Consider the following 22867-nt stretch of genomic DNA (forward strand, 5'->3'; position numbering starts at 1 on the left):
CGACATGGTGGACATCCTTCACAGAGTGGGCATCAAGGCCCCGGCTTCCGAGGTCTACGCGGCCCTGACCACCGTCGGCGGACTCGCCGGTTGGTGGACGGCCGACACGAAGGGCGTGGGTGACGAGGTCGGCGGGGTGGCCCTGTTCCGGTTCAAGTCGGACGGGTTCGACATGAAGGTCCGCGAACTCCAGCCGGACACGCGCGTCGACTGGGAGGTCGTCGGCGGGCCCAAGGAGTGGATCGGTACCCACGTGACCTGGGACCTCGACCGTGCCGACGACCAGACCATCGTCCTGTTCCGGCACACGGGCTGGGCGGAGCCGGTGGAGTTCATGCACCACTGCAGCACCAAGTGGGCCGTCTTCCTGATGAGCCTGAAGTCCCTGGTCGAGACCGGGAAGGGCGCGCCGTACCCGGACGACGTGCACATCGACAACTGGGGCTGAGCCCCTCACCCGAGGACGAACGGGACGGCCAGCTCACCGAGCGCCACCCGTTCGTCCTCGGTCGGGGCCCGCCGTCCGGTGCCGACCAGCAGGGCGTCCGTGTCGGAGAACGACGCGGGGAACGGCGCCCCGGCGATCTTCTCCAGCATCCCGCGCGCTTCGGCCAGCGCCTCGGCGGGCGGTCCCGGCACGTCGGGCAGGTGGGCGATCAGGTCGAGGTGGTGGAGGGTCCATTCCATGACGTACGCGGACAGGTAGTCACCAGTGGTGATCACGATGTCCTTGGTGCCGACCCAAGCCCCCGGATCAGCGAGTACGGCGGCGCGCCCGGCGGCCGACCCCACGTCGTCCAGGTGGAACTTGAGCATCCACGGCTCCCCATAGGCCGCCGCCAGCCGCACGGTCAGCGCGTCCAGCGGATCTTCGCCGGTCGGCGGGGTGCCGGTGACCTCCCAGTAGGTCACCGCGTCGCGGTTCGGCGGCGTCTCGGCCGGAGTCACGAGCGTGATCAGGACATCCTGGGCATCGATGACGAGGTGGCAGGCCAGGTCACGTACCAGCCATCCGGAACAGCCGGACGGCTTCGCGAAGTCCTCGTCAGGGAGTTCGGCCACCGCCGTACGCAACGCCGTCCAGGAACGCGAGAAGAGATCCACATCCGGCAGGCTATGCGGTGACACGATCCCGCACCACGCACGGCCCATCCCTTCCTAAGATCAACGGATGACCGCAGCGATGCCGACCACGACCGACTACGCCTGGGCCGACGGCGGCGCCCTCGACGATCCTTACTGCCTGACTCTGGTACGCGGGCTGACGCCCGAGGAGTTCATGGCCCGGGTCGACGCCCAGACCCGTTCCCGGCGCAGGCTCGGCGAGGGCGTGCCATTCGGCGCCGCGGCCGTGCCCGGCGCGGACTGGACCCTCGTCTACGAGAGCGACGGCCGGCTCGGCGTCACCGCGGAGGCGATGATCCCCGTCTCCACGGGCACCCGCGTCGTCTCCCACTGCGAGGTCGGGAACGGGCGATACCGGTTCTTCTGGGCGGAGGACGGCGACGTCCGCCTCGACTTCGACCCGCTCTACGCCAACGACCGGCGCGGCAGCACCCCCGACGCCCTGCTGACCGACATGGTGGACATCGGCTACGACCTGCGCGACGACGCCACGCTGGAGGACGTCGACTTCACCTTCCCCCTCATCGCCGCCTCCTTCGCCCTCGCCGAACGCCTCACCGGCCTTCGCATCACGCCTGAGCTGCTGGGTGGGCTTACGTTCTTGTGCGGGGAAGCTCCATCGGTACGGCCCTGAGTGAAGTCGTGTCCGCCATCGGTGATTACACAGGGTCCGTAAGCCGGTTACTCGATGAGGAACACCCGGGCCACGGCCGCTGAATAGGATCTGAGCGTGCTTCCGACGCCCCCCGAGGAACACTTCGCGCAGGCAGCCCTCCGCCACTACGACGATGCGGTCTACCTGCACGACGATGGTCGGCTGCCCAACGCCGACCACCATTACGGTTTCTCCGTGGAATGTGCGCTGAAAAGTCTGCTGCTACGACACCTCAACGCGACCATGGCACCACTCAAACCGGGTGGGAAGCCATCCCCATGTCCGTGGACTCCCGATGCGAGCGGCAAGCCTAAGCAGCACAAGCATCTGCCCGGGCTCTGGTCCGACGTGGCGACTCTCGTTCATGGGCGGTCAGGTAGCACACTGGCCGCTATGTTGAACTCCAGTGCGCCCTTCGCCAACTGGGACGTGGCAGATCGCTATCACGGAAACCCCCCGCTCAGCCTCACCACTGTGGACGAACGCAAGAGCGCTGCTGCACAGATCCTCACCATGCATCAGCAGACACTCATCACGGGGCTGCTCCAGTGAGTCCTGCACACGGCATCGTCCGGTTTGACGAAGCCCGGCCCATCGCTCTTGCCACAGCGCACGAGGCCGCGGCGAAGGGGATCAACTGCGTCCTGATACGCGATGTTCTGGGCCGCCTCTGCCTCGCTCTCGACGACCGGTCTGAGCAACTGCAGCAAGCGGACGTCGAGAGATGGCGAGCCGAACTCAGGGACCGACTTGGCCTGTATGCCGCGCCGAACACCGTAGTGCTCGCCTCGGAGCTCTTCGCGGCGGAGGCTGTCTTCGACTCGCCACGTGTGACCGATGAGCCAGGCTTGGAGAACCGGCCAGGGCAGGGACGCATTCGCGCGCTGGACAACACCGTGGTGGGTGAGGACTGGGCCCACGTCACCACTCCCTCGTCTGAGGCGACGGACACCCGAACGGCGCGCGTTGCGCTCTATGGGTTCAAGGGCGGTGTCGGCCGCTCCACAGCGACGTTCATGCTCGCAAAACATCTCGCCAATCAGGGATGGTGCGTCCTAGTCGTAGATCTCGACCTGGAATCACCTGGTTCCGGCCCTCTCCTCCTTGATGAAGAAGCGATGCCCCGTTACGGGCTTGTCGACCATCTCGTTGAGTTCGCCATTGGCAACGCCGAAGGGCTTGATCTTGTTGAGCGGGCCTCCGGCGTGCCGCTGACAGGGAACGGTGAGCTGTGGGTCGCTCCGGCGCGCGGACGAGGCTCGGAGGGAGTTCCATACGCCTATGTCGACAAGCTCAACCGCGTCTACGCGGACGCTCCAGGAAGCACGCTGCCTTCTTTTGCGGATCGACTGGAGCACTCGGTCACAGCTTGCGAGGCGGCTGTCGCAGAACGAAGTCGAGCGCCTGACATCGTTCTCCTCGACAGTCGTGCCGGCATTCACGACATCGCCGCGATCGCCATCTCACGGCTATGTGACCTCGCCCTGCTCTTCGGCTCCGACAGCAACCAAACGTGGCAGGGCTACAACGACCTTTTCACGGCGTGGCGGACATCAGGTCAGGCCGAGGCGATCCGCGAGAAACTCCGAATGATCGCATCGATGGTTCCGGACGAGAGACGCGTCCACTACCTGGAATCCTTCCGTGAACATGCGTGGGCATGCTTCTCGGTCCTTTACGACGATCTACCCCCCGGCGACGTGTCCGGCTTCAACCCAAGCCCAGAGGACACATCGGCCCCGCACTACCCCATCTCTATCCTGTTCACCCAGGAATTGGTCGGTCTCGACGGAGCGACCGATCCCGGCTGGAGCGAACGCACGTTTGTGCAGGCGGCCTATCGCGAGTTCCTGACGACGGCCACGCCCCTCATCACCGGAGGGCTGTAATGATCGCGAAACTCGGAGTCGAGGAACTCCGCACACTGCTGAGCACTTCCTTGCCCGACGCACAGGATGCGGACACCGTGAGGCCCGACGTGACCACGTTGTTCACGCCGGACAGTCACCGTCTCGCATTGAACGTGGACACCACCGTCGTAAAGGGTGGACGAGGTGTGGGGAAGACCTTCTGGTTCCGGTCACTCCTTGAGGACCAACTGCGTGCCGTAGCAGCGGACGAGTACCGAATCGATCGGCTGGCACATGTGACGGCCCATCCCGGCTATGGCGCGGACAACCTTCCAGAACACTATCCCGGATCCGCAGAGCTCCATGATCTCGTGGACCGTGGCATCGACCCGAGGCACCTGTGGGACGCGGTGCTGCTCACCACGCTTGACGTGCCGGAACTCAAGAACATCTCCTCGTGGGGCGAACGCGTGCGATGGACGCGTGAACATCCTGCCGAACGAGATCGGACCATCGCGGAAACCGACCGTCAGGCCGCCGCCGACGGAACGCTGCGGCTCGTCCTGTTTGACGCACTGGAGCATCTTCATCACAACCGCCGACAAGCGGATCAACTCGTCAGAGGGATTCTCCAGCTTGCCCTGGAGCTACGACTGAGTACCCGCAATATTCGATTCAAGGTATTCATCAGGCCCGACATGCTCGACGGCGCGCTCTCGTTTCCCGACGCATCGAAGCTTGCCGCAAACGCCGCCAGCCTCAAATGGTCGACCACCAATCTCTACGGCCTGCTGTTCCACTATCTGGGAAACAACAAGAACTCTCCGGTCGTGGAGCGATTCCGAGCAGCGGTACCAGGCTGGATCGAAGCCACGAGCGAACGACATCTCCCACCGCCGTTTCTACTCGGCGACGAACAGCAACAGACCGAGTTGTTCACCGCGATCGCCGGCCCTTACATGGGCGCCAACTTCCGCAAAGGCCACACGTACACCTGGCTGCCCAACCATCTGATGGACGGTGCGGAACAGGTCAGCCCACGCAGCTTCCTCAGCGCACTGACCAAGGCCGTGGAAGAAACCATCGCACGGTACGCCGCACATGAATATGCCATCCACCATGAAGGCATTCGCCGTGGAGTACAAGCCGCATCGGCCACCCGCGTGGCGGAAATCAAGGAAGACCTGCCGTGGGTGCCAGTGGCCATCGCGCCCCTGACAGGACAGCAAGTACCGATCGATGAGAGCGCGGTAATACACCTATGGACGGAGAGTGGACTGACAGAGACCTTGCGTCAACAGACGGAGTACAGACTCGAAGGCAAGGCTCCCAACGGTAAAGTGCGGACCGGTCCACGATACCCGGACCGATATCCCGAACTCATTGAAGAGCTCATAGAGTTGGGCGTTATGAGACGTCGCAAGGATGGCCGCATCGATCTGCCCGACGTTTATCGGATCGCCTTTTCGATTGGCCGCAAGGGCGGAGTGCCAAAGGTCAAGTCCTGATCAACCACTCTCCGACGCAACCAGCGCATGGTGAGTCGGGTCCCGTGTGTTTGGCCCATGGCGCACTTGGATTCCCATCCCGGCCAACACCCGGGGGACCGGGGGCGGGCCCCCGGCAGGGGGCCGTGGGGGGCTCGGCCCCCCACACAGACCAGCCCGACCGCTCCAGCGCGCGCAGCGCGCCCCCACCCGCGAGGACCACGCCTTTCCCACCGTGCCCGGCCAACACCCGGGGGACCGGGGGCGGGCCCCCGGCAGGGGGCCGTGGGGGGCTCGGCCCCCCACACAGACCAGCCCGACCGCCCCACGCGCGCAGCGCGCCCCACCCGTGAGGACCATGCCTCAGCGCGCGCAGGACCGTGCCTGGTCAGGCCAGCGGTAGGCGGATTTCGAAGCGGCAGCCCGGCCCAGAATTGACCACGCCGATCATCCCGTCGTGCGCCTCCACGATGCCCTGGGCGATCGCCAGCCCAAGCCCCGCTCCCCCATCGGAAGACGGCGTCCTGGCAGCCTCCCCACGAAAGGCGACGTCGAACACCCGGTCAAGGTCAGCCGCCGGGATCCCCCCGCACCCGTCCGCCACGGCCAGATACGCGGTCCCGTCCAGCACCCCCGACGTGAGCGTCACCGTCCCGTCGGAGGGCGTGTGCCGGATGGCGTTGACGACCAGGTTGGCCAGCGCCCTCCCCAGCGCCCCCGCGTCAGCCTCCACCGGCGCAGGGGCCGCCGAGGCCGCCAGCCGTACCCCCTTGGCCGCCGCCAGCGCCTCAGCCCCGGCCAACGTATCGGCGACAAGGTCGGCCAGCCCGATCCTGCTACGGCTCAGCCGCAACGCCCCCGCATGGATCCGGGAAAGCTCGAACAGGTCGTCCACCATCAAAGACAACCGCTCCACCTCATGCCGGATCCGGCTCACATACCGCCGGTCGGTGACAACGCCGTCCTCCAGCGCCTCGGCCATCGCCCGCATCCCGGCCAGCGGCGTACGCAGGTCGTGGCTCACCCAGGCCACCAGCTCGCGCCGCGCCCCCTCCAGCGCCTGCTCCCGCGCGTAAGCCTCCTCCAGCGTGTTGGCGATCGTCTGAAGCTCGGTCGGCAACCCCTGCGGCGCGATGAACGGCGCCGACCGCACCGCCTCGACCAGCCGCCGGCTCTCCCGCACCACCCGCCGGGCCACCACGTACGCCACCCCGAGCCCCACCAGCGCCCCCACACCCACGACGGCCAGCACGACGTCCCTGGCCCGGCCCTCGATGACCATGTCGATGGTGATCGCCACCACCCCGGCCAGCGTCGCGGCCACGGCCGCCACGACGACGACGGCGAGCATGGCGCCGATCGAGCGGGCCCGCCGCCAGCGCAGCACCCCGATCCCGGCCATGGCCACGAGCAGGCCGAGCCCGGCGGCGACGAGGACGGAGAGGGCGGTCATGGCAGCGGTTCGTACCGGTACCCGACACCCCAGACCGTGACGATCCGCTGGGGCGCGGTCGGGTCGGGTTCGATCTTCTCGCGCAGCCGCCGCACGTGCACCGTCACGGTGGAGGAGTCGCCGAACGACCAGCCCCACACCTGGTCGAGCAGTTGGGCGCGGCTGAATGCCTGCCGGGGGTTGCGCATGAGGTAGGCGAGCAGGTCGAACTCGCGGGCGGTCAGCATGATCTGCTCGCCGCCGAGCCGTACCTCGTGGGCGCCGACGTCGACGGCGAGGTCGGCGTCGCGCAGGACGCCGGTGCCGGAGGTGCCGGTCGCGCCGCGGGCGCGACGCAGGACGGAACGCACGCGCAGGGCCAGTTCGCGCGGGCTGAACGGTTTGGTCACGTAGTCGTCGGCGCCGGTCTCCAGGCCGACCACCCGGTCGATCTCCTCGCCGAGCGCGGTCAGCATGATGACCGGAACCGGCCAGCGTTCCCTGAGCTTCCTGCAGACCTGGAGCCCGTCGACCTTGGGCAGCATCAGGTCGAGCACCATGAGGTCGGGCGGCCTGGCGAGGGCGCGGCGCAGCGCCTCGGCCCCGTCGCCGACGCATTCGACCTGGTGACCGTCGCGCTCCAGGTAGCGGGCGACGACCTCGGCCACCGTGGGGTCGTCGTCGACCACCAGGATGCGGGTGTTCACCTCTTCACGGTACGGCCCCGCGCGACGCAACCGATATGGACGTCACCGAGCCGTAAGGACGCCGAAGGACGTACCTTGGTCACATGGGTCGCATTGTCGCGCTGGTGCTGGGCACGCTGGCCGCTGTCTTCGTGCTGTTCAACTTCGTCCTCCCGATGGTCGCCGTGCTGTTCAAGGTGGCTCTGATCATCGGCGTCATCGCTCTGGTCGTGTTCATCGCGGTCAGGGTGATCAGCGGGTCGCCCTCGCGGTGACCTTCCTGTTCGATCCCGCCTGGCTGGTGGCGCTGGCCACGCTGGCGAGCGTCGGCATCCTGCTGCTGTCGGCGTGGGCGGCCAGGCTGCTGCCCGCGCGTGACGGCGCCGCGCCGAGCTTCCCGCTGCGTTACGCGCGCCGGACCGCGTTCGTACGGCAGCGCGATCCCGACGCCTCCGGCCGGGCCAGACCGAGAGCCCCGTCACCGAGCCCCGCTTCACGTTAGGCGGGGCTCGTATCCGGGCGAGCCCTCATTCCCCCTGAGGAAGGGCTCATGATCGACTCTCTGGTCCATTTCGTCATCGGCACGGCGGGCGGCAACGCCGCGCTCGGCATCGTGCTGTTCACCGTCGCGGTCCGCGTGCTGCTGATCCCGCTGGGCGTCAAGCAGGCCAGAGCCGCCAGACTCCGCGAACGGCTCGCGCCCAAGCTGAAGGAGCTCCAGAAGCGCCACGCCCGTGACCCCGAGCGGCTCGGCAAGGAGATGAACGCGCTCTACGCCAAGGAGGGCAGTTCGCCGTTCGCGGGGATCGGGCCTGGCCTGGCGCAGGCGCCGTTCCTGTGGCTGGTGTATCAGGTCGCGACGCACCCGACCGCGCTGGCCGGGCAAACCCTTTTCGGCGCACCCCTGGGGCACCAGGTTGCCGCACTGGTCGCGAATTACGGACTGATCAGTTGGCCATTTTTGGTCTTCGCCGTGGTGATCTTCCTGATCGCTTTCGTGGCATGGCTGACCGCCCGCAGGATCGACGGTCCGGCGTGGATCAAGGCGCTGCCGTTCGCCTCCGCGCTCTTCGCGCTCTTCATGCCGCTGGCGGCCGGGCTGTACCTGCTCGTCTCCACGGCCTGGACGGCCGGGGAGCGGGCCGTGCTGGCTACCCGGCCTCTCTGAGCGCGGGCACCTGCCCGTTCGCCACGCCGTTCGGCGCGGGCAGGACCGCCCACACCGTAGTGGTGTCGCCGTCGTGCCGAACGCCCCAGCTCTCCGCGACGTACTCGACGATTCCCAGGCCACGGCCACCGAGCGAGGAGAGCGTGGGGCGGCCCGCGCGCGGCTCGGTGGCCGCTCCGCCGTCGCTCACCGCTACTTCGATGTGATCATCGCTCCACAGCCACGCCACCCTGACCATGCCGGACGGCAGTGGATGGGCATGCCTCAGAGCGTTGCTCAGCAGCTCGCTCACGACCAGGACGGCGTCGTCGATGGCATTCTCGAACACGCCGCTCGCCTGCAGATCAGTGCTCAGACGCTGGCGGGCGACGGCGACGCTGGACGGTGCGTAAGGCAACAGCACCACGCTCGACACGCGCACCTCCCCGCTCCCAGTTCCCCCCGAGGGAACACTCCCCGGTACGACCGAAATGCCCCGTTACCCAGTCCCAGAAACCGCATCTCGATCACAGCTTGTACACATTGGACGATAGATCAGCGCATCCGTTACCACCTCGTTACCGCACCGGTGTGTCGGATCGGATATCAGGAGCACGGCCCAAAGCCAGCCTGATCCGGGTGCCGCCGCCGGGCCTGGGATGCGCGCTCACCTCGCCGCCCTGCGCCCTGGCCAGGCTGCGCACGATGTAGAGCCCGAGCCCCACCCCGCCGAACCTGCGCCGATCACCGCTGTCCACCTGCACGAACCGCTCGAAGATGCGCTCGCGGTCCGGGGCGGCGATGCCCACGCCCTCGTCGTCCACCACCACGATCACCCGATCGTCCTCCTGCCACGCCTCGACGGTGATGAGACCGCCCCTGGGCGAGTACTTGAACGCGTTCTCCAGCAACTGCCCCAGGATGATGTCGGTGGCCAGCGCGTCGCCCCGCACGGACGGCAGGCCCTCCGGCACGACGACCTCGACGCTGTGCCGGTCCGACAGCACCGGCAGCCCCAGCGTCGCCGCCCGCACCCGCTCGGCCAGGTCGAACGTCTCCATCCGCACCGACAGCTCCTCCGCCCCCGCCCGCGAGCCGAGCAGCAGATGGTCGATGAGCTGCCCGAGCGACCTGGCCCGCTCGGCGATCGTGTGCACGGCCGAGCGCCGCTCGGTGTCGCTGAGCTTGTCCCAGCGCGCGTCGAGCGTGCTGGCGAAACCCCCGACGATCGTGATCGGCGTACGCAGCTCGTGGCTCGTGGTCGCCAGGAACAGATCCTTGGCCTCCTCGAGCTCCTTGGCCGTCGTCACGTCGCGGAAGTCGACGACGATCTCCCCGGTCTCCTCGATCCGCGCGCTCACCACGTCGAGCCAGCGCCCCGTCTCCATCTGGAACGTCAGCTTCTCCCCCGGCCGCGGCAGCGGGAACGGCGGCGGGCCGCCGAGGACCGCCTCGGCGCTGAAGGCGGTCATCTCGGCCGCCGCCGGGTTCCACTGCAGCACCCGGCCCTCCTCGTCGAGGACCGCGATGCCGTCGGCGCTGGCGTCGAACACCGCGCGCTCGTGCGCCCGCTGGCGTACCGCGTCCTGGTAGGCCATCGCGTTGCCGACCGCGATCCCGGCGTGCCCCGCGAGCAGCTCCAGCAGCTCCAGCTCGACGTGCCCCGGCTTGTGGTCGGCGAACAGCGCGTACAGCGCCCCGTACGGCCGGCCGCCCACCGCCGCCACGCCGAGCGCGATCGTGTGCAGTCCGGGCAGCCGGGCCCAGACCAGGTCGCCGAGCCCGTGGGACTCCAGCAGGACGGTCCTGCCGGTGCGTAAGAGCTTGCCGACCAGGCTGTTGCGCATGTCGGCCGTGGTGTCCTTCAGCGACTCCGGCAACTGGTGCACGCTCACCAGGCGCAGCCGTTCCCCCTCGATCAGCACGAAACCGCCCGCGTCCGCGCCGGTCAGCTCGGTGAGGCTGGCGGCGATGCGGTCGAGTACGGCGGGCAGCTCCAGCTCGGAGTTGATGTCGCCCACCACGTCGTTGAGCCGGCGCACCAGCCGCTCGCGACGCGCCACGCGCACCCGCGCGCCCTCGTCCTCCTGCGTCAGGTGGTGCACGCAGACGTACCCGGCCACCGCGCTGCCCTGGAGCAGCGCGCTGGTGTCGATGCGCACGTCCAGCAGGCTCCCGTCGCGGCGGAAACGCTTGGTGTGCAGCGAGACCTGGCCGCCGGTGCGCACGCGTTCGAGCACCGCGTTGTGCTCGGCGGTCAGCTCCGCCGGCACGATCGGGGCCCGGCGTCCGACGATCTCCGCGGCCGTCCAGCCGAAGAGCCGCTCGGCCGCGGGGTTCCAGTGGAGCACCGTCTGGTCCCGGTCGAGGGCGATGATCGCGTTCGGGGAACTGGCGAGCACCACGGCGGCGAGGTCGTCGTCACTACCTGCCCGCATGTCTCCCACATCTCCATAGTGCCCGTGGCGGGGTGCTTCCGTCGGGCGATCCGTCCGATACGCTGCGGTCACGGGTTCCCAGGTGGCGAAGTGGGTGAGGGTATGTCGAGCGGTGACCTCGATGCCCTGCTCCGCGTGACCTCCTCGACCTACCGCAGCGACGAGCCGCCCGACGTCGCCTTCGGCCTCTACCAGGGCGCGGTCGGCGCCCTCGTGCTCGCCGTGACCGCCCGCGGGGTCGTGACCTGCAGTTTCGACGAGGAGAACACGGTCTTCGAGCGGGTCGCCAGGCAGTTCGGCTCCTTCATCGGGCCCGACGCCGCCCGGCTCGACCCGGTGCGCCGCGAGCTCGACGCGTACTTCTCCGGCCGCCTGCGCACGTTCACCACGCCGGTGGACCTCACCCTCGCCACGCCGTTCGCCAGGACGGTTCTGCAGAAGATGATGGCGGTGCCGTACGGGACGACCACGACCTACGGCGAGATCGCCGAGCGCATCGGCCGGCCGCGCGCGCTGCGGGCGGTCGGGAACGCGCTCGCCGAGAACCCCGTCTGCGTGATCGTCCCGTGTCACCGGATCGTGCAGGCCGACGGCGGGCTCGGCGACTACGCCGGGGGCGCCGCCGCCAAGCGCCACCTCCTGACCGTCGAGAGCCGCTGACGGGCCGCCGAGAGCCGCTGACCGACCTTCGAGAGCCACTGACCGACCGTCGAGAGCCACTGACCGAACGGCGAGAGCCGCGGGCTCACTTCGCCCGCTCCCGCCCGCGCGCGCCGCCGAGCAGCCCGACCAGCAGCGTCACCAGCGCCGCCACGATGGCGCCGCCGAGCGCGCCGTTCATCCACGGCTGGCGTACGGCCTCGCGCAACGACAGCCAGATCCCGTCCCACGCCGCGACCGTGGGCGTGCCCGTGGTCACCCAGTAGGCCGCGAAGCCCAGCGCCCAGGGGATCAGCATCGACCAGCGGGCCGGCGCGTCCTCCGCGGTGTTCCACCGGGCGTGGCCGCCGAGCAGGAAGTAGTCGACCGCGAGCACCGCGAACATCGGCACGAAGACCGCGCCGATCACCCCGAGAAACGCGCCGTAGGAGGTGACGTCCACGGCCAGCGCGATCGCGATCGTCAGCACGCCGATGACGGTGGAGAAGATCCGCCGGTCCACCCTGGGCATGAGGTTCTGCAGGGAGACGGTCGTGGAGTAGACGTTCGCGAACGACTGGTCGGTCTCGCGCAGCACCAGGACGGCGAAGAACAGCGCGCCCAGCGGCGCCGCCACGAACGGCGCGAACACCGCGGTCGAGTCGGCCGTGACCGCCGCGGACCCCGCCAGCGCGACCGCGTAGACACCCAGGCCCAGGCAGGCGATCTGGGCCAGCGTGTAGCCGCCCACGACGCCGGTGAAGGCGGCCCTGCTGGAGCGCGAGTGCCGGGCGAAGTCGGCGGCGAGCGGCACCCACGAGATCGACAGCGCGATCACGTAGTCGACGGCCGGCGCGAACGCGCTCCAGTCGCCGCCGGTCTGCGGCGTGGCCTTGCCCAGGAAGTCCACCGCGAACCAGATCATCGCCAGGATCACCGCGATCGTCACGTACCTGCGCAGCAGCCTGATCGCGCCCAGCGGCCAGATCGTCAGCGCCGTGGTGACCGCTCCGGCGACGAGCACCCATACCGCGTACGGCACCGCCGTACCGAAGATGGCCATCGCGCCGTTGGAGATGACCCAGAGCTCGAACGCGCCCCAGCCGACCATCTGGACGATGTTGAGCACGGTCGGGATGTACGACAGCTTCGCCCCGAACAGCCCGCGCAGCAGGACCATGGCCGGTTTGCCCGTCTGGGTGCCGGGGATGGCCGACAGGCCCACCATGGCGGTGCCGATGAGGCTGCCGACCGCGGTGGCGGTGAGCGCCGCGGCCAGGCTCAGCGGCGCGTCGCCGAGGGGGTTGAGCAGCAGCAGCGCGCCGGAGAAGCCCAGCAGGCTGACCGCGAGGTTGGCCCACAGCGCGCCCTGGTCGAGCACGCCGAGGGTTTTCGGCGTGGCCCCGTCCAGGGTCAGGGCCACCTCCGAGTGGTGAGATCCCTCCGAGTTGTGTGATCCCTCCGAGTTGTGTGATCCATCGACGACACGCGTCATCGTGAACGCTCCCTACGCCGGCATTACCCGGTCAGGTTCATGCGGTCGGCAATGCGTGGGGATTGCCCTCTCAGCCCGGCCGTGCCCGAGCTCCCGCGCTTATGTAAGTTTCGAGCGGATTATGCCATCCGGCCGGAAACTGGCAAGACACGGGGCGGTCTCGGGGCCTGGGAGAATGGGTGCATGACGGTTCCTGAGATCGAGGCGAAGGACGTGCCCGCGGGCGCGTACCTGCTCGACGTGCGTGAGCAGGGCGAGTGGGTGGCGGGGCACGCTCCTGATGCGGTGCACATCCCCATGGGCGAGTTGCAGGCCCGTCTCGACGAGGTTCCCGCGGGGCAGCCCGTCTACGTGGTGTGCCGGGTCGGCGGGCGTTCGGCGCACGCGGCGGCCTGGCTCAACCACGTCGGCCGCGAGGCGGTCAACGTCGGCGGCGGCATGCAGTCGTGGGAGGCGGCCAGGCTGCCGATGGTGAGCGAGAGCGGCCAGGAGCCGTTCGTGGCCTGAATCCCGATTGCCGGGTCCGACCGCCGCCAGCGTTCCAGGGCGGGGCGGGAGAGCATCGGGACATGGAATACGAGATCAGAGCGATCGACCCGGTGATCGTGCGGGAGCTGCTCCGGGCCGACGACGCGGGCAGGGCGCCCGTCTTCAGCGTTGACGAGGAGGGCGGCGCGCCGCTGCGGTGCTGTCTGCGCAAGGCGGCGGCGGGCGATCGGATCGCCCTGGTGTCGTACGCGCCGTTGCGCCGCTGGGCCGCCGAGACCGGCGCCCACCCCGGGCCCTACGACGAACTGGGCCCGATCTTCGTCCACGCCGAGCCGTGCGCGGGCCCGGACTCGGCCGGTTGGCCCGCCGCCCACACCGCCCACCGGGTCCTGCGCGCCTACACCTCGGAAGGCCGCATCCACGGCGGACGGCTCCTGCCCGAGGGCGCCGACCCGCAGGTGGCGCTCAAGGAGGTGCTGTCCGACCCCGAGGTGGCCATGGTCCACGTACGGGCGGTCGAGTACGGCTGCTACCACTTCGCCGCCCACCGGGCTACTTGAGCAGTTTCGACATCCGCCGGTCGGCCAGCGGCTTGCCGCCGGTCTGGCAGGTCGGGCAGTACTGCAGCGAGGAGTCGGCGAACGAGACCTCCCTGATGGTGTCGCCGCACACGTCGCAGGGCTGACCGGCCCGGTTGTGCACGCGCAGGCCGGACTTCTTCTCCGCCTTGAGGTCCTTGGCCGCCACCCCGTGCGCCCGCTCGACCGCCTCGCGCAGCGTGGTGACGATCGCCTCGTGCAGGTCGGCCACCTGCGCGTCGGTCAGCGTGGCCGCGATCTTGAACGGGGACATCTTGGCCGCGTGCAGCACCTCGTCGGAGTAGGCGTTGCCGATGCCCGCGATCACCTTCTGATCGCGCAGAAGACCCTTGATCTGGGTACGGTTGCCACCCAAGATCCCCTTCAGCACGTCCACGGTGAAGGTGTCGGCCAGCGGGTCGGGGCCGAGCGCGGCGATGCCCGGCACCTCGTCCGGATTTTTCGTGACATAGACGGCGAGGCGCTTCTGCGTGCCCGCCTCGGTCAGCTCGAACCCCGGCGCCAGGCCCTCGTCGTCGGGCGCCAGCCGTACCCGGACCGCGAGGGGGCCCTTGCCGGGACGGACCGGTTTCGCGCCCGACAGGTCCTCCTTCCAGCGCAGCCACCCGGCGCGGGCCAGATGGATGATCAGGTGGAGGCCGTCGCAGTCGAGGTCGAGGAACTTGCCGTGCCGCGCCACGCCGGTCACCGTGAGCCCGCCGAGCGCGCTGACCGGCGGGTCGAAGGTCTTCAGCGCCTGGAAGGCGACCACGTCGACGGCCAGGATCGTCCGGCCCACCGCCCGCTCACGCAGGAACTCGGTGAGCGAGGCCACTTCTGGAAGTTCGGGCATGCATCCAGATTATGGTCCACAGGCTGTGGAAAACACGGCGCTAGGGTCAAGGTATGAACGTGACGATCGCCGAAGAAGTCCTCCTTCTCGCCCACAGCGAGGACGAGGGTAAGCAGCTCATCTCCGGAACCCAGCTCGACACCGCGCTGGGCGGCGCCATCCTCGCCGAGCTGGCGATCAACGACCGGCTCGAACTGTCGGACAAGAAGGTCTCCGTCAAGAACGCCGCCCCGCTCGGCGACCCCGAGCTCGACGCCGTCCTGGCCCGTATGGCCGAGGACGGCAAGGCCCGCCGCCCGGTGTGGTGGGTGCAGAAACTGTACTCGGGCAAACTCCGCAAGCGCCTTCTGGAACGGCTGGCCGCGGCGGAAGTCCTGAGCGAGGAGCGGGCCAAGGTGCTCGGCCTGTTCCCCACCACCCGCTGGCCGGAGGCGGACGGGCGGGTCGAGGCGGAGATCCGCGCCCGCGTGGCCGCCGTGCTGGGCGGCACCGACCCCGACCCGCGCACGGCCGTGCTGATCGCGGTCCTGCACGCCGCCAACCTGGACCGCAAGGCCTTCCCCGGGGCCGACAGGAAGCGGGTCAAGGAGATCGCCGAGGGCCAGTGGGCAGGCGACGCGGTGGCCAAGACGATCGCCGCCATCAACTCGGTCATCCTGATCACCGCCACGACCGCCGCGGTGACGGCGACCACGACGACAACCTGACGCACCGGGCCTGAGCCGGGACGGAACCGGCCCGCCGCATGCCGACGCCGGGGCCCCGCCGCGGGCCGGCGGGGCGGCGTTGCGGCGGGCCGCCCGCGCGCCCTGCCTGCCGTCTCCCTCAACAGAGGGCCAGGGGTGCGGCGGGTGGGGTGGGGGCGGCTGGGCCGTAACGGATGGAGGGCTTTTAGTTGGCGTCGAGGATGGCCTTGGGGACGGGCTTGTCTTCCTTGAGGGCGTTGAAGAGGGCGAGCGCCTTCTGGGTGTCCCATTTGACCGCCTGGCCGCCGCCCGCGATCTCGTTGCCGCCGAACGGCACCACGGTCGTCACCGGGCTGTCGCCCATCGCCAGCCCCAGCGACAGCATGTCGAACGCCCCCGTCGAGTCGTCCACCACGACCGCGTCCGTCGCGCTGGCCGCCAGCGGGATCGAGGTGAACGGGTTGATCAGCACACCGGGGCTGGCCGCCTTCTTCACCACCGCGCCCAGGAACTGCCGCTGCCTCTTGGTCCGCTCGAAGTCCGGCAGCGCGCCGCCCTTGCGGGTGCGCACGTAGCCGAGCGCCTCGCCGCCGGTCAGCACCTGCTTGCCCTTCTTGAGGTTGAGCCCGGCCTTGGGGTCGTTGATGGCGGCCCTGACGTCGATCTCGACGCCGCCGATCGCGTCCACGATGCCCACGAACCCGGCGAAGCCGATCTCCATGTAGTTGTCGATGTGCACACCGGTGACGTTCTCAATGGTCCGGACGAGGAGTTTCGGCCCGCCGAGCGTGTAGGCGGCGTTGAGCTTGTTGCGGCCCCTGCCGGGGATCGTGACCGCCGAGTCGCGCGGCAGGCTGACCAGCGTCGCCTTGTCGCTGCCCTCGGGGATGTGCAGCAGCATCATCGAGTCGGTGCGCTGCCCGGCCGCGCGGCCGGTGGCGAGCTTCTTGCGCTGCGCGGCGGTCAGGCCCTTGCGGCTGTCGGAGCCGACGAGCAGCCAGTTGGTGCCGGGGGTGTCGCCGGGACGCCCCTCGTAGTCGTCGAGCACGCCGGGGATGCCGGTGAGCCGCGAGTTCACCCAGAAGAACATGCCGATGGCCGCGACCAGCAGCACCACGAGGAAGCCCGCCACGCTGATCGCGACGATCTTCCCGATGGGCCGGCGCCGCCCTGACCGAGGCGGCTTGGGCGGCCGGTTGAACCGCCCGCCGCCACCCTGGTGGACGGCCGTGGGCGGCACCTCGCCGCCACCGCCGCCGCGCGACTTCAGCGGCTTCACCGGGCTGTTGCCGGGACGCTCGCGGCCGTAGACCCGCCCGCTCGAACGCGGCGGCTCGGCCGGAGATGGCGGGAACTGATGCGCCGGAGCGCCGGCCGACCGCATGCCGTCGTCAGGCCGGCTCGGCAACGGGCGTCCCTCGCCCGGCGAGCGCAGCGGGCGCGTGCGATCTTCCTCTGCCACGTCTTCCCTCTCCCATCGGTTGCCATAACGCTACGTCGAGCCCCCCACCAGTGGATGCGCCCCACCAAGGATTTCCCACGGAAAAGTACGCGGAACACACTCCGGGTCACTCCGGAAACATCTGACGCCACCAGCGTCGTTACGGTTTATGGACGACCTCTATCGAAGGGAAGATTGTGTCCGCTTCGGACCCATGGAGTAGCAGCCCGTGCACGAGCACGGGTTCCGCTGAAGGCGGCTCACTGCGGTGAGCGCCTATCTGGGCCTGCTGGCCCTCCTCCTCCTCACCGTCGCGACCGGCTACTTCGTCGCGCAGGAGTTCGCTTTCGTCGCCGCTGACCGGGGGATCCTGCGCGAGCAGGCCGCGGCCGGCGACAAGTCCGCCGAGAAGGCCCTCCAGGTGACCTCCCGGCTCTCCTTCATGCTGTCGGGCGCCCAGCTCGGCATCACCGTCACCGCGCTGCTCGTCGGATTCCTCGCCGAGCCGGCCATCGCGACGCTGGTGCGACCCTGGCTGACCGACATGGGCCTGCCGCCCGCCGCGATCACCGGCCTGTCCCTCACCGCGGGCGTGTTCGTCGCCACGGTGGTGCAGATGGTCTTCGGCGAACTGGCCCCCAAGAACCTCGGCATCGCCAGGCCCGAGCCCGTCGCCAAGTTCCTGGCCCGCTCCACGCTGGTCTACCTGGCCGTGGTCGGCCCCGTCGTGCGGCTGTTCGACTCCGCCGCCACGGGCCTGCTGCGCAGGGTGGGCATCGAGCCGGTCGAGGAGGTGGAGCACGGCGCCACCCCGGAGGAGCTCTCCCGGATCATCGCCGAGTCCACCCAGGCGGGCGAGCTGCCCCCGCGCCTTTCCGAGCTGCTGGAGCGCGCGCTGGAGTTCGGCGACCGCAACGCCGAGGAGATCATGGTCCCGCGCCCGCGCGTCGTGGTCCTCCGCTCCGACCGGCCGGTCTCCGACCTGGTCGAGGCGATGCGGGAACACGGCCACTCCCGCTACCCCGTCCTGGGCGCCGACGGCGACGTCGCGGGCGTCACCGGGGTCCGCGAACTGCTCGGCTCCGGCCTGGAGGACGGCCTGATCGCCGAGATCACCCGTCCCGCGCTGCTGGTGCCGGACTCCCTCCCCCTGCCGCTCGTGCTGGAGCGCATGCGCCAGGCCAAGGACGACATCGCCTGCGTCATCGACGAGTACGGCGGGCTGGCCGGCGTCGTAGCCGTCGAGGACCTCGCGGAGGAGCTGGTCGGCGAGCTCGTCGACGAGAACGACCCCGAGCCCGAGGGCGCCACCCGGCACCCCGACGGCACCTGGGAGGTGCCCGCGTCCTTCCGCCTCGACGAGGTCGAGCGCGCGACCGGCATCGCCCTGCCCGAGAGCGACGACTACGACACGCTGGCCGGACTCGTGCTGGCCAGGCTCGGCCGCATGGCGGAGCCGGGCGACGCGGTGACGGTCGAGTGCGTGCCGGAGACCGACCCGTTCACGGAAGACCCCGATGAGCACCTCGCCGAACTCACGGTCCTGTCGCTCAGCCGCAGGGTCCCCGAGTGGGTACGGCTGGCGCCGGTCCCGCACCACGCGGAGGCCGCCCGATGACCATGATCATCATAAGCCTCGCGCTGCTGGCCTTCAACGCCCTGTTCGTCGCGGCCGAGTTCGCCTTCGTCTCGGCCAGGCGCCACCGCCTGGAGGAGGTGGCGACCGGCGGCAACCGCGTGGTCAGGTTCGCCGCCAAGTCCGCCGCGGGCGGCAGCAGGCAGCTCTCGCTCATGCTGGCCGGCGCCCAGCTCGGCATCACCCTGTGCACGCTGGGCCTCGGCCAGGTGACGGAGCCGGCCATCGAGCACTATCTGGAGCCGGTCTTCGCCGCGATGGGCGTACCGGAGTCGCTGCGGATGCCGATCGCGCTGACGATCGCGCTGGCGCTGGTCACCTTCCTGCACATGGTCATCGGTGAGATGGCGCCGAAGTCGTGGGCGCTGACCCACCCGGAGCGGGCGGCGTTGTTGCTGACGGTGCCGTTCCGCGCGTTCACCTCGCTGATGAAGCCGCTGCTGTGGACGCTGAACGGAGTGACGAATGTCATCCTGCGCCTGTTCGGCGTAGAGGCCCGCGACGAGCTGGCCACCACGAGAACCCCGCGCCAACTGGCCATGCTGGTCGGCGAGTCGGCCAGGATGGGCCTGCTGGACCGCGAGGAGCACGACCTGCTCACCCGCGCCCTGCGCCTGCAGGCCGAGGGCATCGAACGCCTCATGGTTCCGATAGCCGACGCCGCCTGCGTCAACGGTGAGGCCGACGCGACCAGGATCAAGGAGGTCGCGGCCAGAACCGGACACCTGAGACTTCTCGTGGGCTCCGGCACAGACGTCCAGGGCGTCCTGCACGCGAGGGACGCGATCCTCCAGAAGGAAGCAACGGCAACAGATCTGGCCCGCCCCCTGCCACGGCTAGCCTGCGTAACCCAGGTCCCCGAGGCGGTGACCGTCCTCCAGGAGGCAAGAGCCCACCTGGGCCTGGTGACCAGCGCAGACGGCACGGTAATCGGCTTGGTCAGCCTGACCGACCTTCTAGGCGAACTCCTCGACATGCGGGCGATAGCCGCCTAAGGGTCAAATCTTGTCCGCTCATGGCGAAACCCGCGAAAGCGGTTAGAAACCAAGTTGCAAGCGCCCGCGTCTACCTTCTCCGGACGCGGGCGCCCAGCAAAAAGAACAGCCCCGGCTCTTGCGAACCGGGGCTCGTTTCGTCACTGTGGGTCTGCCACCAGCAAGGCCAAGGCATCAAGAAACCCGGGGAAAAGGGAAGGACCTGGCAATCAAGATGACCTGGACGCGCCGGGCAACAAGAAAACCAAGCAGCCCAAAGACCCGGGCAGAGACAGACAGCCCGAAGACCCGGGCAGGGGGAAGACTCGGGCAGGGGAAAGTGCCCGGGCGAAAGCCTGGCTGGGGGTCCGGGGGTTATCCCCCGGGGGAAATAAAGAGGAGGCCTGCGGGAGCAGCTCCGAAGGAGCTGCGACCACAAACCTCCGCCTACTCGTGGGCGAGGAGGGATTTGAACCCTCACGTCCTTTCGGACACACGGACCTGAACCGTGCGCGTCTGCCGTTCCGCCACCCGCCCTTGTTGGGTGCGGAGAAACAGTAGCACGGAACTGCCGCTGGTACTGAACCCGGATACGATCGCATAAGACACGGGAGCGGATGAGCTGGGCGCGACTGCCGACGAGCGCCTGGCTCACGGTCGCGTGGAACGAGCGGAAGCCAGGAGCAGCAGCTTCTTGCGGCCGCGATCATATGCACGGAGGAAGGGAGGTACCCGGTGGGAGTCCTTCAGCGCTTCGAGCGACGGCTCGAAGGCTTGGTTGAGGGGGCCTTTGCGCGGGCGTTCAAGTCTGACCTTCAGCCGGTCGAGGTCGCCAGCGCGGTTCAGCGTGAGATGGACGAGCGCGCGGCGATCGTCGCCCAGGGTCGGACACTCGTGCCCAACGACTTCGTGGTTGAGCTGTCCACCACGGACAGTGAACGGCTTGAGGTCTACGCCGACAGCATCAGCCACGAGCTGGCCAACCTCGCCAGGGAGTACGCCAAAGAGCAGGGCTACTCCTTCGTGGGACCGGTCCGGGTGCGTTTCGAGACGGCCGGCGACCTGGCCGTCGGGTTGTTCCGCATCAGGTCGGGCGTCATCCGCGGCGCCACGGTCGAGCAGGACGAGATCCGCCAGCCGGCCAGCGACCTGCCGCCCTCGCGGCCGCACGCCTTCAACGGCCGGCCCCGCCTGCTGGTGTCCACACAGGACGACCCCCAGGGCGACCGCTCGTACGAGCTCACCACGCCGGTGACCCTGCTGGGCAGGGGCACCGACTGCGATCTCCGTCTCGTCGATCCCGGCGTCTCCCGTCACCACGCGGAGCTGCGCGTCGAGGGCCAGCAGGTCGCCCTCGTCGACCTGGGATCCACGAACGGCACATTCGTCAATGGCCAGCCGGTACGCAGGATCGAGCTCCAGAACGGCACGCGAGTGACGTTGGGACGCACGACCCTGGTGTTCCGGCGCGATTAGGGGTAGACAAACGGTCCATGTCCGAGCTCACGCTGCTGCTGATCCGGCTCGCCTTCCTGGCGGTGCTGTGGTTCTTCGTCATTGCCGCAGTCGGCGTGATCCGGACTGACTTGTTCGGATCACGCACTGCTCCCGCGGGGCCACGCAAGGGCACCAAACCCGCCAAACCCGTGGCAAAGCCAAAGCCCAAGAAGGGCGAGCCACGCCAACTGGTTGTGACGGGTGGCCCCCTGCAAGGCACCACCATTAACCTCACGGAGACGCCCATCACCATCGGCCGGGCGAACGACGCCACGCTGGTAGTCAGCGACGACTACGCTTCCAGCCGGCACGCCCGGCTCTTCCCTCAGGACGGTCAGTGGATCGTGGAAGATCTCGGTTCGACCAACGGCACGTATCTCGACCGCTCAAAAGTCACCCGTCCGACCCCGGTGCCGCTCGGTGTTCCGATCCGCGTCGGCAAGACAGTCATTGAATTGCGCAAATGACCATCGCACTCCGCTACGCCGCCCGCTCGGACGTCGGCCTCCTCCGCGAAGGAAACGAGGACTCGGCGTACGCTAGCGGCCGCCTGCTCGCCGTCGCGGACGGTATGGGCGGGCACGCACACGGCGAGGTGGCGAGCTCCGTCGCCATCGCCGCAATGGCCTCGCTCGAAGAGGCCCAGCAGGGGGGTGACCTGCTCAACGCCATCGAGGCAGCGGTACGCGACGCCAACCGCAAGCTGCACGAGATGGTGGGCAGGGACCCGAGCCTCAAGGGCATGGGCACCACCCTGACCGCCATGCTCTGGAACGGCACCCAGGTCGCCCTGGTGCACGTCGGCGACTCGCGCGCCTACCTGCTCAGGCGCGGGGAGCTCTACCAGATCACCCACGATCACACGCTGGTGCAGCAGTTGGTCGACGACGGGCGGATCACCCCCGAGGAGGCGGCGACGCATCCTCAGCGGTCGATCCTGCTCAGGGCGCTCGACGGCAGCGGCGAGGTCGATCCCGACCTCACGCTCCGTGAGGCGCAGATCGGCGACCGCTACCTGCTCTGCTCCGACGGGCTGTCGGGGGTGGTGAGCGCGGAGACGCTGCACGCCACGCTGACGAACATCGACGACCCGGAAGAGGTCGTGCGCCAGTTGATCGACCTGGCCAACCGGGGCGGCGGTCCCGACAACATCACGTGCGTGCTCGCCGACGTGATCGAGCTGACCGACGGGCAACCCGTGCCCGCGGAGGCCGCGGTCGTCGGCGCGGCGGGCATGACTCGCTCACGCGGCAACCCCTCGGGCAGTCCGGCGGGGCGAGTAAGCGCGGTGACAGCGCCCCAGCCGGCCATCACCGACGACGACTTCGACGAGCCGGGCGTCCAGACGTCCCGCCGCTCGCAGAAGCGTCGCCGGGTGTGGCCCGTGCTGGTCACCGTGCTCGCCATCGGTGCGGTCGGCGTAGGCGTCGGCGGCTACTTCGGATGGCAGTGGACCCAGGACCAGTTCTTCGTTGGAGCTAGGGGCGACGAAGTGGTCATATATCGCGGCATCCAGCAAGAAGTCGGGCCGCTCCAGCTCTACGAGGTGGTCAAGGGGACCGGCCTGCAGGTATCCAACCTTTCAGACCCCGACAAAGCCGACATCCAGCAGGGCATCCCTGTCGAAAGCATTGATGACGGCATCAAGAGGATCAGTGGCTTGAAGCCCTCCACGAACAAGACAACTCCGCCGGCTTCCACCTCGCCCACCCCAACAGCGACGAAGAAGTCGCAGTAGGGTCCGAACAGGTGAGTAACG

The 22867-nt window shown here is 69.0% G+C and carries 25 protein-coding genes, 1 tRNA gene and 1 riboswitch; of the genes, 17 read left to right on the plus strand and 9 right to left on the minus strand.

Features of this window, described 5'->3' with window-relative positions; all coding sequences use genetic code 11:
• The first annotated feature begins 4 nt into the window (after positions 1-4).
• Positions 5-448 carry an SRPBCC domain-containing protein gene (locus ACIBEJ_RS39285; RefSeq protein WP_397188033.1) on the plus strand — a complete coding sequence of 148 codons (444 nt, stop codon included), beginning with the start codon at positions 5-7 and terminating at the stop codon, positions 446-448.
• A gap of 5 nt (positions 449-453) precedes the next feature.
• Here the strand turns inward: ACIBEJ_RS39285 and ACIBEJ_RS39290 are convergent, their stop codons facing one another.
• Positions 454-1104 carry a maleylpyruvate isomerase N-terminal domain-containing protein gene (locus tag ACIBEJ_RS39290; RefSeq protein ID WP_397188034.1) on the minus strand — a complete coding sequence of 217 codons (651 nt, stop codon included), beginning with the start codon at positions 1102-1104 and terminating at the stop codon, positions 454-456.
• A gap of 67 nt (positions 1105-1171) precedes the next feature.
• Between ACIBEJ_RS39290 and ACIBEJ_RS39295 the strand changes: the two genes are divergently transcribed.
• From ACIBEJ_RS39295 to ACIBEJ_RS39310, 4 genes are all read left to right on the plus strand, one after another.
• Positions 1172-1759, plus strand: a complete 588-nt coding sequence (locus ACIBEJ_RS39295; RefSeq protein ID WP_397188035.1) for a DUF6461 domain-containing protein — start codon at positions 1172-1174, stop codon at positions 1757-1759.
• 96 nt (positions 1760-1855) lie between these two features.
• Positions 1856-2332: a hypothetical protein gene (locus ACIBEJ_RS39300; RefSeq protein WP_397188036.1), complete on the plus strand. Its 477-nt coding sequence runs from the start codon at positions 1856-1858 to the stop codon at positions 2330-2332.
• Positions 2329-3669, plus strand: coding sequence for a KGGVGR-motif variant AAA ATPase (locus ACIBEJ_RS39305; protein ID WP_397188037.1), 1341 nt, complete (start codon positions 2329-2331; stop codon positions 3667-3669). Before ACIBEJ_RS39300 ends, ACIBEJ_RS39305 begins: the two co-directional genes overlap by 4 nt.
• A complete protein-coding gene (locus ACIBEJ_RS39310; protein WP_397188038.1) occupies positions 3669-5138 on the plus strand; it encodes a hypothetical protein in 1470 nt (489 codons plus the stop codon). The genes ACIBEJ_RS39305 and ACIBEJ_RS39310 overlap by 1 nt, the downstream gene beginning before the upstream one ends.
• A 367-nt stretch (positions 5139-5505) precedes the next feature.
• Here ACIBEJ_RS39310 and ACIBEJ_RS39315 read toward each other — a convergent pair whose 3' ends face one another.
• Positions 5506-6570, minus strand: a complete 1065-nt coding sequence (locus tag ACIBEJ_RS39315) for a sensor histidine kinase (protein WP_397188039.1) — start codon at positions 6568-6570, stop codon at positions 5506-5508.
• Complete coding sequence (locus ACIBEJ_RS39320) at positions 6567-7256, minus strand: response regulator transcription factor (RefSeq protein ID WP_397188040.1); 690 nt, start codon at positions 7254-7256, stop codon at positions 6567-6569. The genes ACIBEJ_RS39315 and ACIBEJ_RS39320 overlap by 4 nt, the downstream gene beginning before the upstream one ends.
• An 83-nt stretch (positions 7257-7339) precedes the next feature.
• Between ACIBEJ_RS39320 and ACIBEJ_RS39325 the strand changes: the two genes are divergently transcribed.
• Genes ACIBEJ_RS39325 through ACIBEJ_RS39335 form a run of 3 tightly spaced genes read left to right on the plus strand, consistent with a single transcriptional unit; the run spans position 7340 to position 8403 of the window.
• The gene (locus ACIBEJ_RS39325; RefSeq protein ID WP_397188041.1) at positions 7340-7510 is read left to right on the plus strand and encodes a hypothetical protein; all 171 of its coding nucleotides are present in this window, start codon (positions 7340-7342) and stop codon (positions 7508-7510) included.
• Positions 7507-7737, plus strand: coding sequence for a DUF6412 domain-containing protein (locus tag ACIBEJ_RS39330; protein WP_397188042.1), 231 nt, complete (start codon positions 7507-7509; stop codon positions 7735-7737). The genes ACIBEJ_RS39325 and ACIBEJ_RS39330 overlap by 4 nt, the downstream gene beginning before the upstream one ends.
• A gap of 48 nt (positions 7738-7785) precedes the next feature.
• Positions 7786-8403, plus strand: a complete 618-nt coding sequence (locus ACIBEJ_RS39335) for a YidC/Oxa1 family membrane protein insertase (RefSeq protein ID WP_397188043.1) — start codon at positions 7786-7788, stop codon at positions 8401-8403.
• Here the strand turns inward: ACIBEJ_RS39335 and ACIBEJ_RS39340 are convergent.
• Together ACIBEJ_RS39340 and ACIBEJ_RS39345 are read right to left on the minus strand one after the other, a co-directional pair.
• Complete coding sequence (locus ACIBEJ_RS39340) at positions 8387-8818, minus strand: ATP-binding protein (protein WP_397188044.1); 432 nt, start codon at positions 8816-8818, stop codon at positions 8387-8389. The genes ACIBEJ_RS39335 and ACIBEJ_RS39340 overlap by 17 nt on opposite strands.
• A gap of 142 nt (positions 8819-8960) precedes the next feature.
• A complete protein-coding gene (locus tag ACIBEJ_RS39345) occupies positions 8961-10820 on the minus strand; it encodes a PAS domain S-box protein (RefSeq protein WP_397188046.1) in 1860 nt (619 codons plus the stop codon).
• Positions 10821-10922: 102 nt separating this feature from the next.
• Between ACIBEJ_RS39345 and ACIBEJ_RS39350 the strand changes: the two genes are divergently transcribed.
• Positions 10923-11480, plus strand: a complete 558-nt coding sequence (locus ACIBEJ_RS39350; RefSeq protein WP_397188047.1) for a methylated-DNA--[protein]-cysteine S-methyltransferase — start codon at positions 10923-10925, stop codon at positions 11478-11480.
• Positions 11481-11565: 85 nt separating this feature from the next.
• Here ACIBEJ_RS39350 and ACIBEJ_RS39355 read toward each other — a convergent pair whose 3' ends face one another.
• On the minus strand, positions 11566-12882 hold the full coding sequence (locus tag ACIBEJ_RS39355) for a purine-cytosine permease family protein (RefSeq protein ID WP_397188048.1): 1317 nt from the start codon (positions 12880-12882) through the stop codon (positions 11566-11568).
• Between the two features lie 64 nt (positions 12883-12946).
• Positions 12947-13061, minus strand: a riboswitch (TPP riboswitch).
• 76 nt (positions 13062-13137) lie between these two features.
• Between ACIBEJ_RS39355 and ACIBEJ_RS39360 the strand changes: the two genes are divergently transcribed.
• Both ACIBEJ_RS39360 and ACIBEJ_RS39365 read left to right on the plus strand, forming a co-directional pair.
• The gene (locus ACIBEJ_RS39360) at positions 13138-13461 is read left to right on the plus strand and encodes a rhodanese-like domain-containing protein (RefSeq protein WP_397188049.1); all 324 of its coding nucleotides are present in this window, start codon (positions 13138-13140) and stop codon (positions 13459-13461) included.
• A 62-nt stretch (positions 13462-13523) separates the two neighbouring features.
• Positions 13524-14003, plus strand: a complete 480-nt coding sequence (locus ACIBEJ_RS39365; RefSeq protein WP_397188050.1) for a DUF1203 domain-containing protein — start codon at positions 13524-13526, stop codon at positions 14001-14003.
• On the opposite strand, the gene ACIBEJ_RS39370 is transcribed toward ACIBEJ_RS39365, so the two are convergent.
• Complete coding sequence (locus ACIBEJ_RS39370; protein ID WP_397188051.1) at positions 13996-14874, minus strand: Fpg/Nei family DNA glycosylase; 879 nt, start codon at positions 14872-14874, stop codon at positions 13996-13998. The two genes, ACIBEJ_RS39365 and ACIBEJ_RS39370, sit on opposite strands and share 8 nt — an antisense overlap.
• Positions 14875-14927: 53 nt before the next feature.
• Between ACIBEJ_RS39370 and ACIBEJ_RS39375 the strand changes: the two genes are divergently transcribed.
• A complete protein-coding gene (locus tag ACIBEJ_RS39375) occupies positions 14928-15581 on the plus strand; it encodes a GPP34 family phosphoprotein (RefSeq protein WP_397188052.1) in 654 nt (217 codons plus the stop codon).
• A gap of 184 nt (positions 15582-15765) precedes the next feature.
• On the opposite strand, the gene ACIBEJ_RS39380 is transcribed toward ACIBEJ_RS39375, so the two are convergent.
• Positions 15766-17022 (minus strand): LCP family protein, encoded by a 1257-nt coding sequence (locus tag ACIBEJ_RS39380; protein WP_397188053.1) that lies wholly within the window; start codon positions 17020-17022, stop codon positions 15766-15768.
• A gap of 247 nt (positions 17023-17269) precedes the next feature.
• Between ACIBEJ_RS39380 and ACIBEJ_RS39385 the strand changes: the two genes are divergently transcribed.
• Both ACIBEJ_RS39385 and ACIBEJ_RS39390 read left to right on the plus strand, forming a co-directional pair.
• Positions 17270-18619 (plus strand): hemolysin family protein, encoded by a 1350-nt coding sequence (locus tag ACIBEJ_RS39385; protein ID WP_397188054.1) that lies wholly within the window; start codon positions 17270-17272, stop codon positions 18617-18619.
• A 2-nt stretch (positions 18620-18621) separates the two neighbouring features.
• A complete protein-coding gene (locus ACIBEJ_RS39390; protein ID WP_397188055.1) occupies positions 18622-19632 on the plus strand; it encodes a hemolysin family protein in 1011 nt (336 codons plus the stop codon).
• Positions 19633-20065: 433 nt separating this feature from the next.
• Here the strand turns inward: ACIBEJ_RS39390 and ACIBEJ_RS39395 are convergent.
• A tRNA-Leu gene (locus ACIBEJ_RS39395) sits at positions 20066-20148 on the minus strand.
• Between the two features lie 198 nt (positions 20149-20346).
• On the opposite strand from ACIBEJ_RS39395, the gene ACIBEJ_RS39400 reads away from it, so the two are divergent.
• Genes ACIBEJ_RS39400 through ACIBEJ_RS39410 form a run of 3 tightly spaced genes read left to right on the plus strand, consistent with a single transcriptional unit; the run spans position 20347 to position 22846 of the window.
• On the plus strand, positions 20347-21087 hold the full coding sequence (locus ACIBEJ_RS39400) for an FhaA domain-containing protein (protein WP_397188056.1): 741 nt from the start codon (positions 20347-20349) through the stop codon (positions 21085-21087).
• A gap of 17 nt (positions 21088-21104) precedes the next feature.
• Entirely contained in the window at positions 21105-21575 is a 471-nt protein-coding gene (locus tag ACIBEJ_RS39405; RefSeq protein WP_379615684.1) for an FHA domain-containing protein, read from the plus strand.
• Positions 21572-22846, plus strand: coding sequence for a Stp1/IreP family PP2C-type Ser/Thr phosphatase (locus ACIBEJ_RS39410; RefSeq protein ID WP_397188057.1), 1275 nt, complete (start codon positions 21572-21574; stop codon positions 22844-22846). Before ACIBEJ_RS39405 ends, ACIBEJ_RS39410 begins: the two co-directional genes overlap by 4 nt.
• The last annotated feature ends 21 nt before the right edge of the window (positions 22847-22867 follow it).

The sequence above is a fragment of the Nonomuraea sp. NPDC050790 genome (assembly GCF_044456745.1).
In the GTDB taxonomy this organism is placed as follows: Bacteria; Actinomycetota; Actinomycetes; order Streptosporangiales; family Streptosporangiaceae; genus Nonomuraea.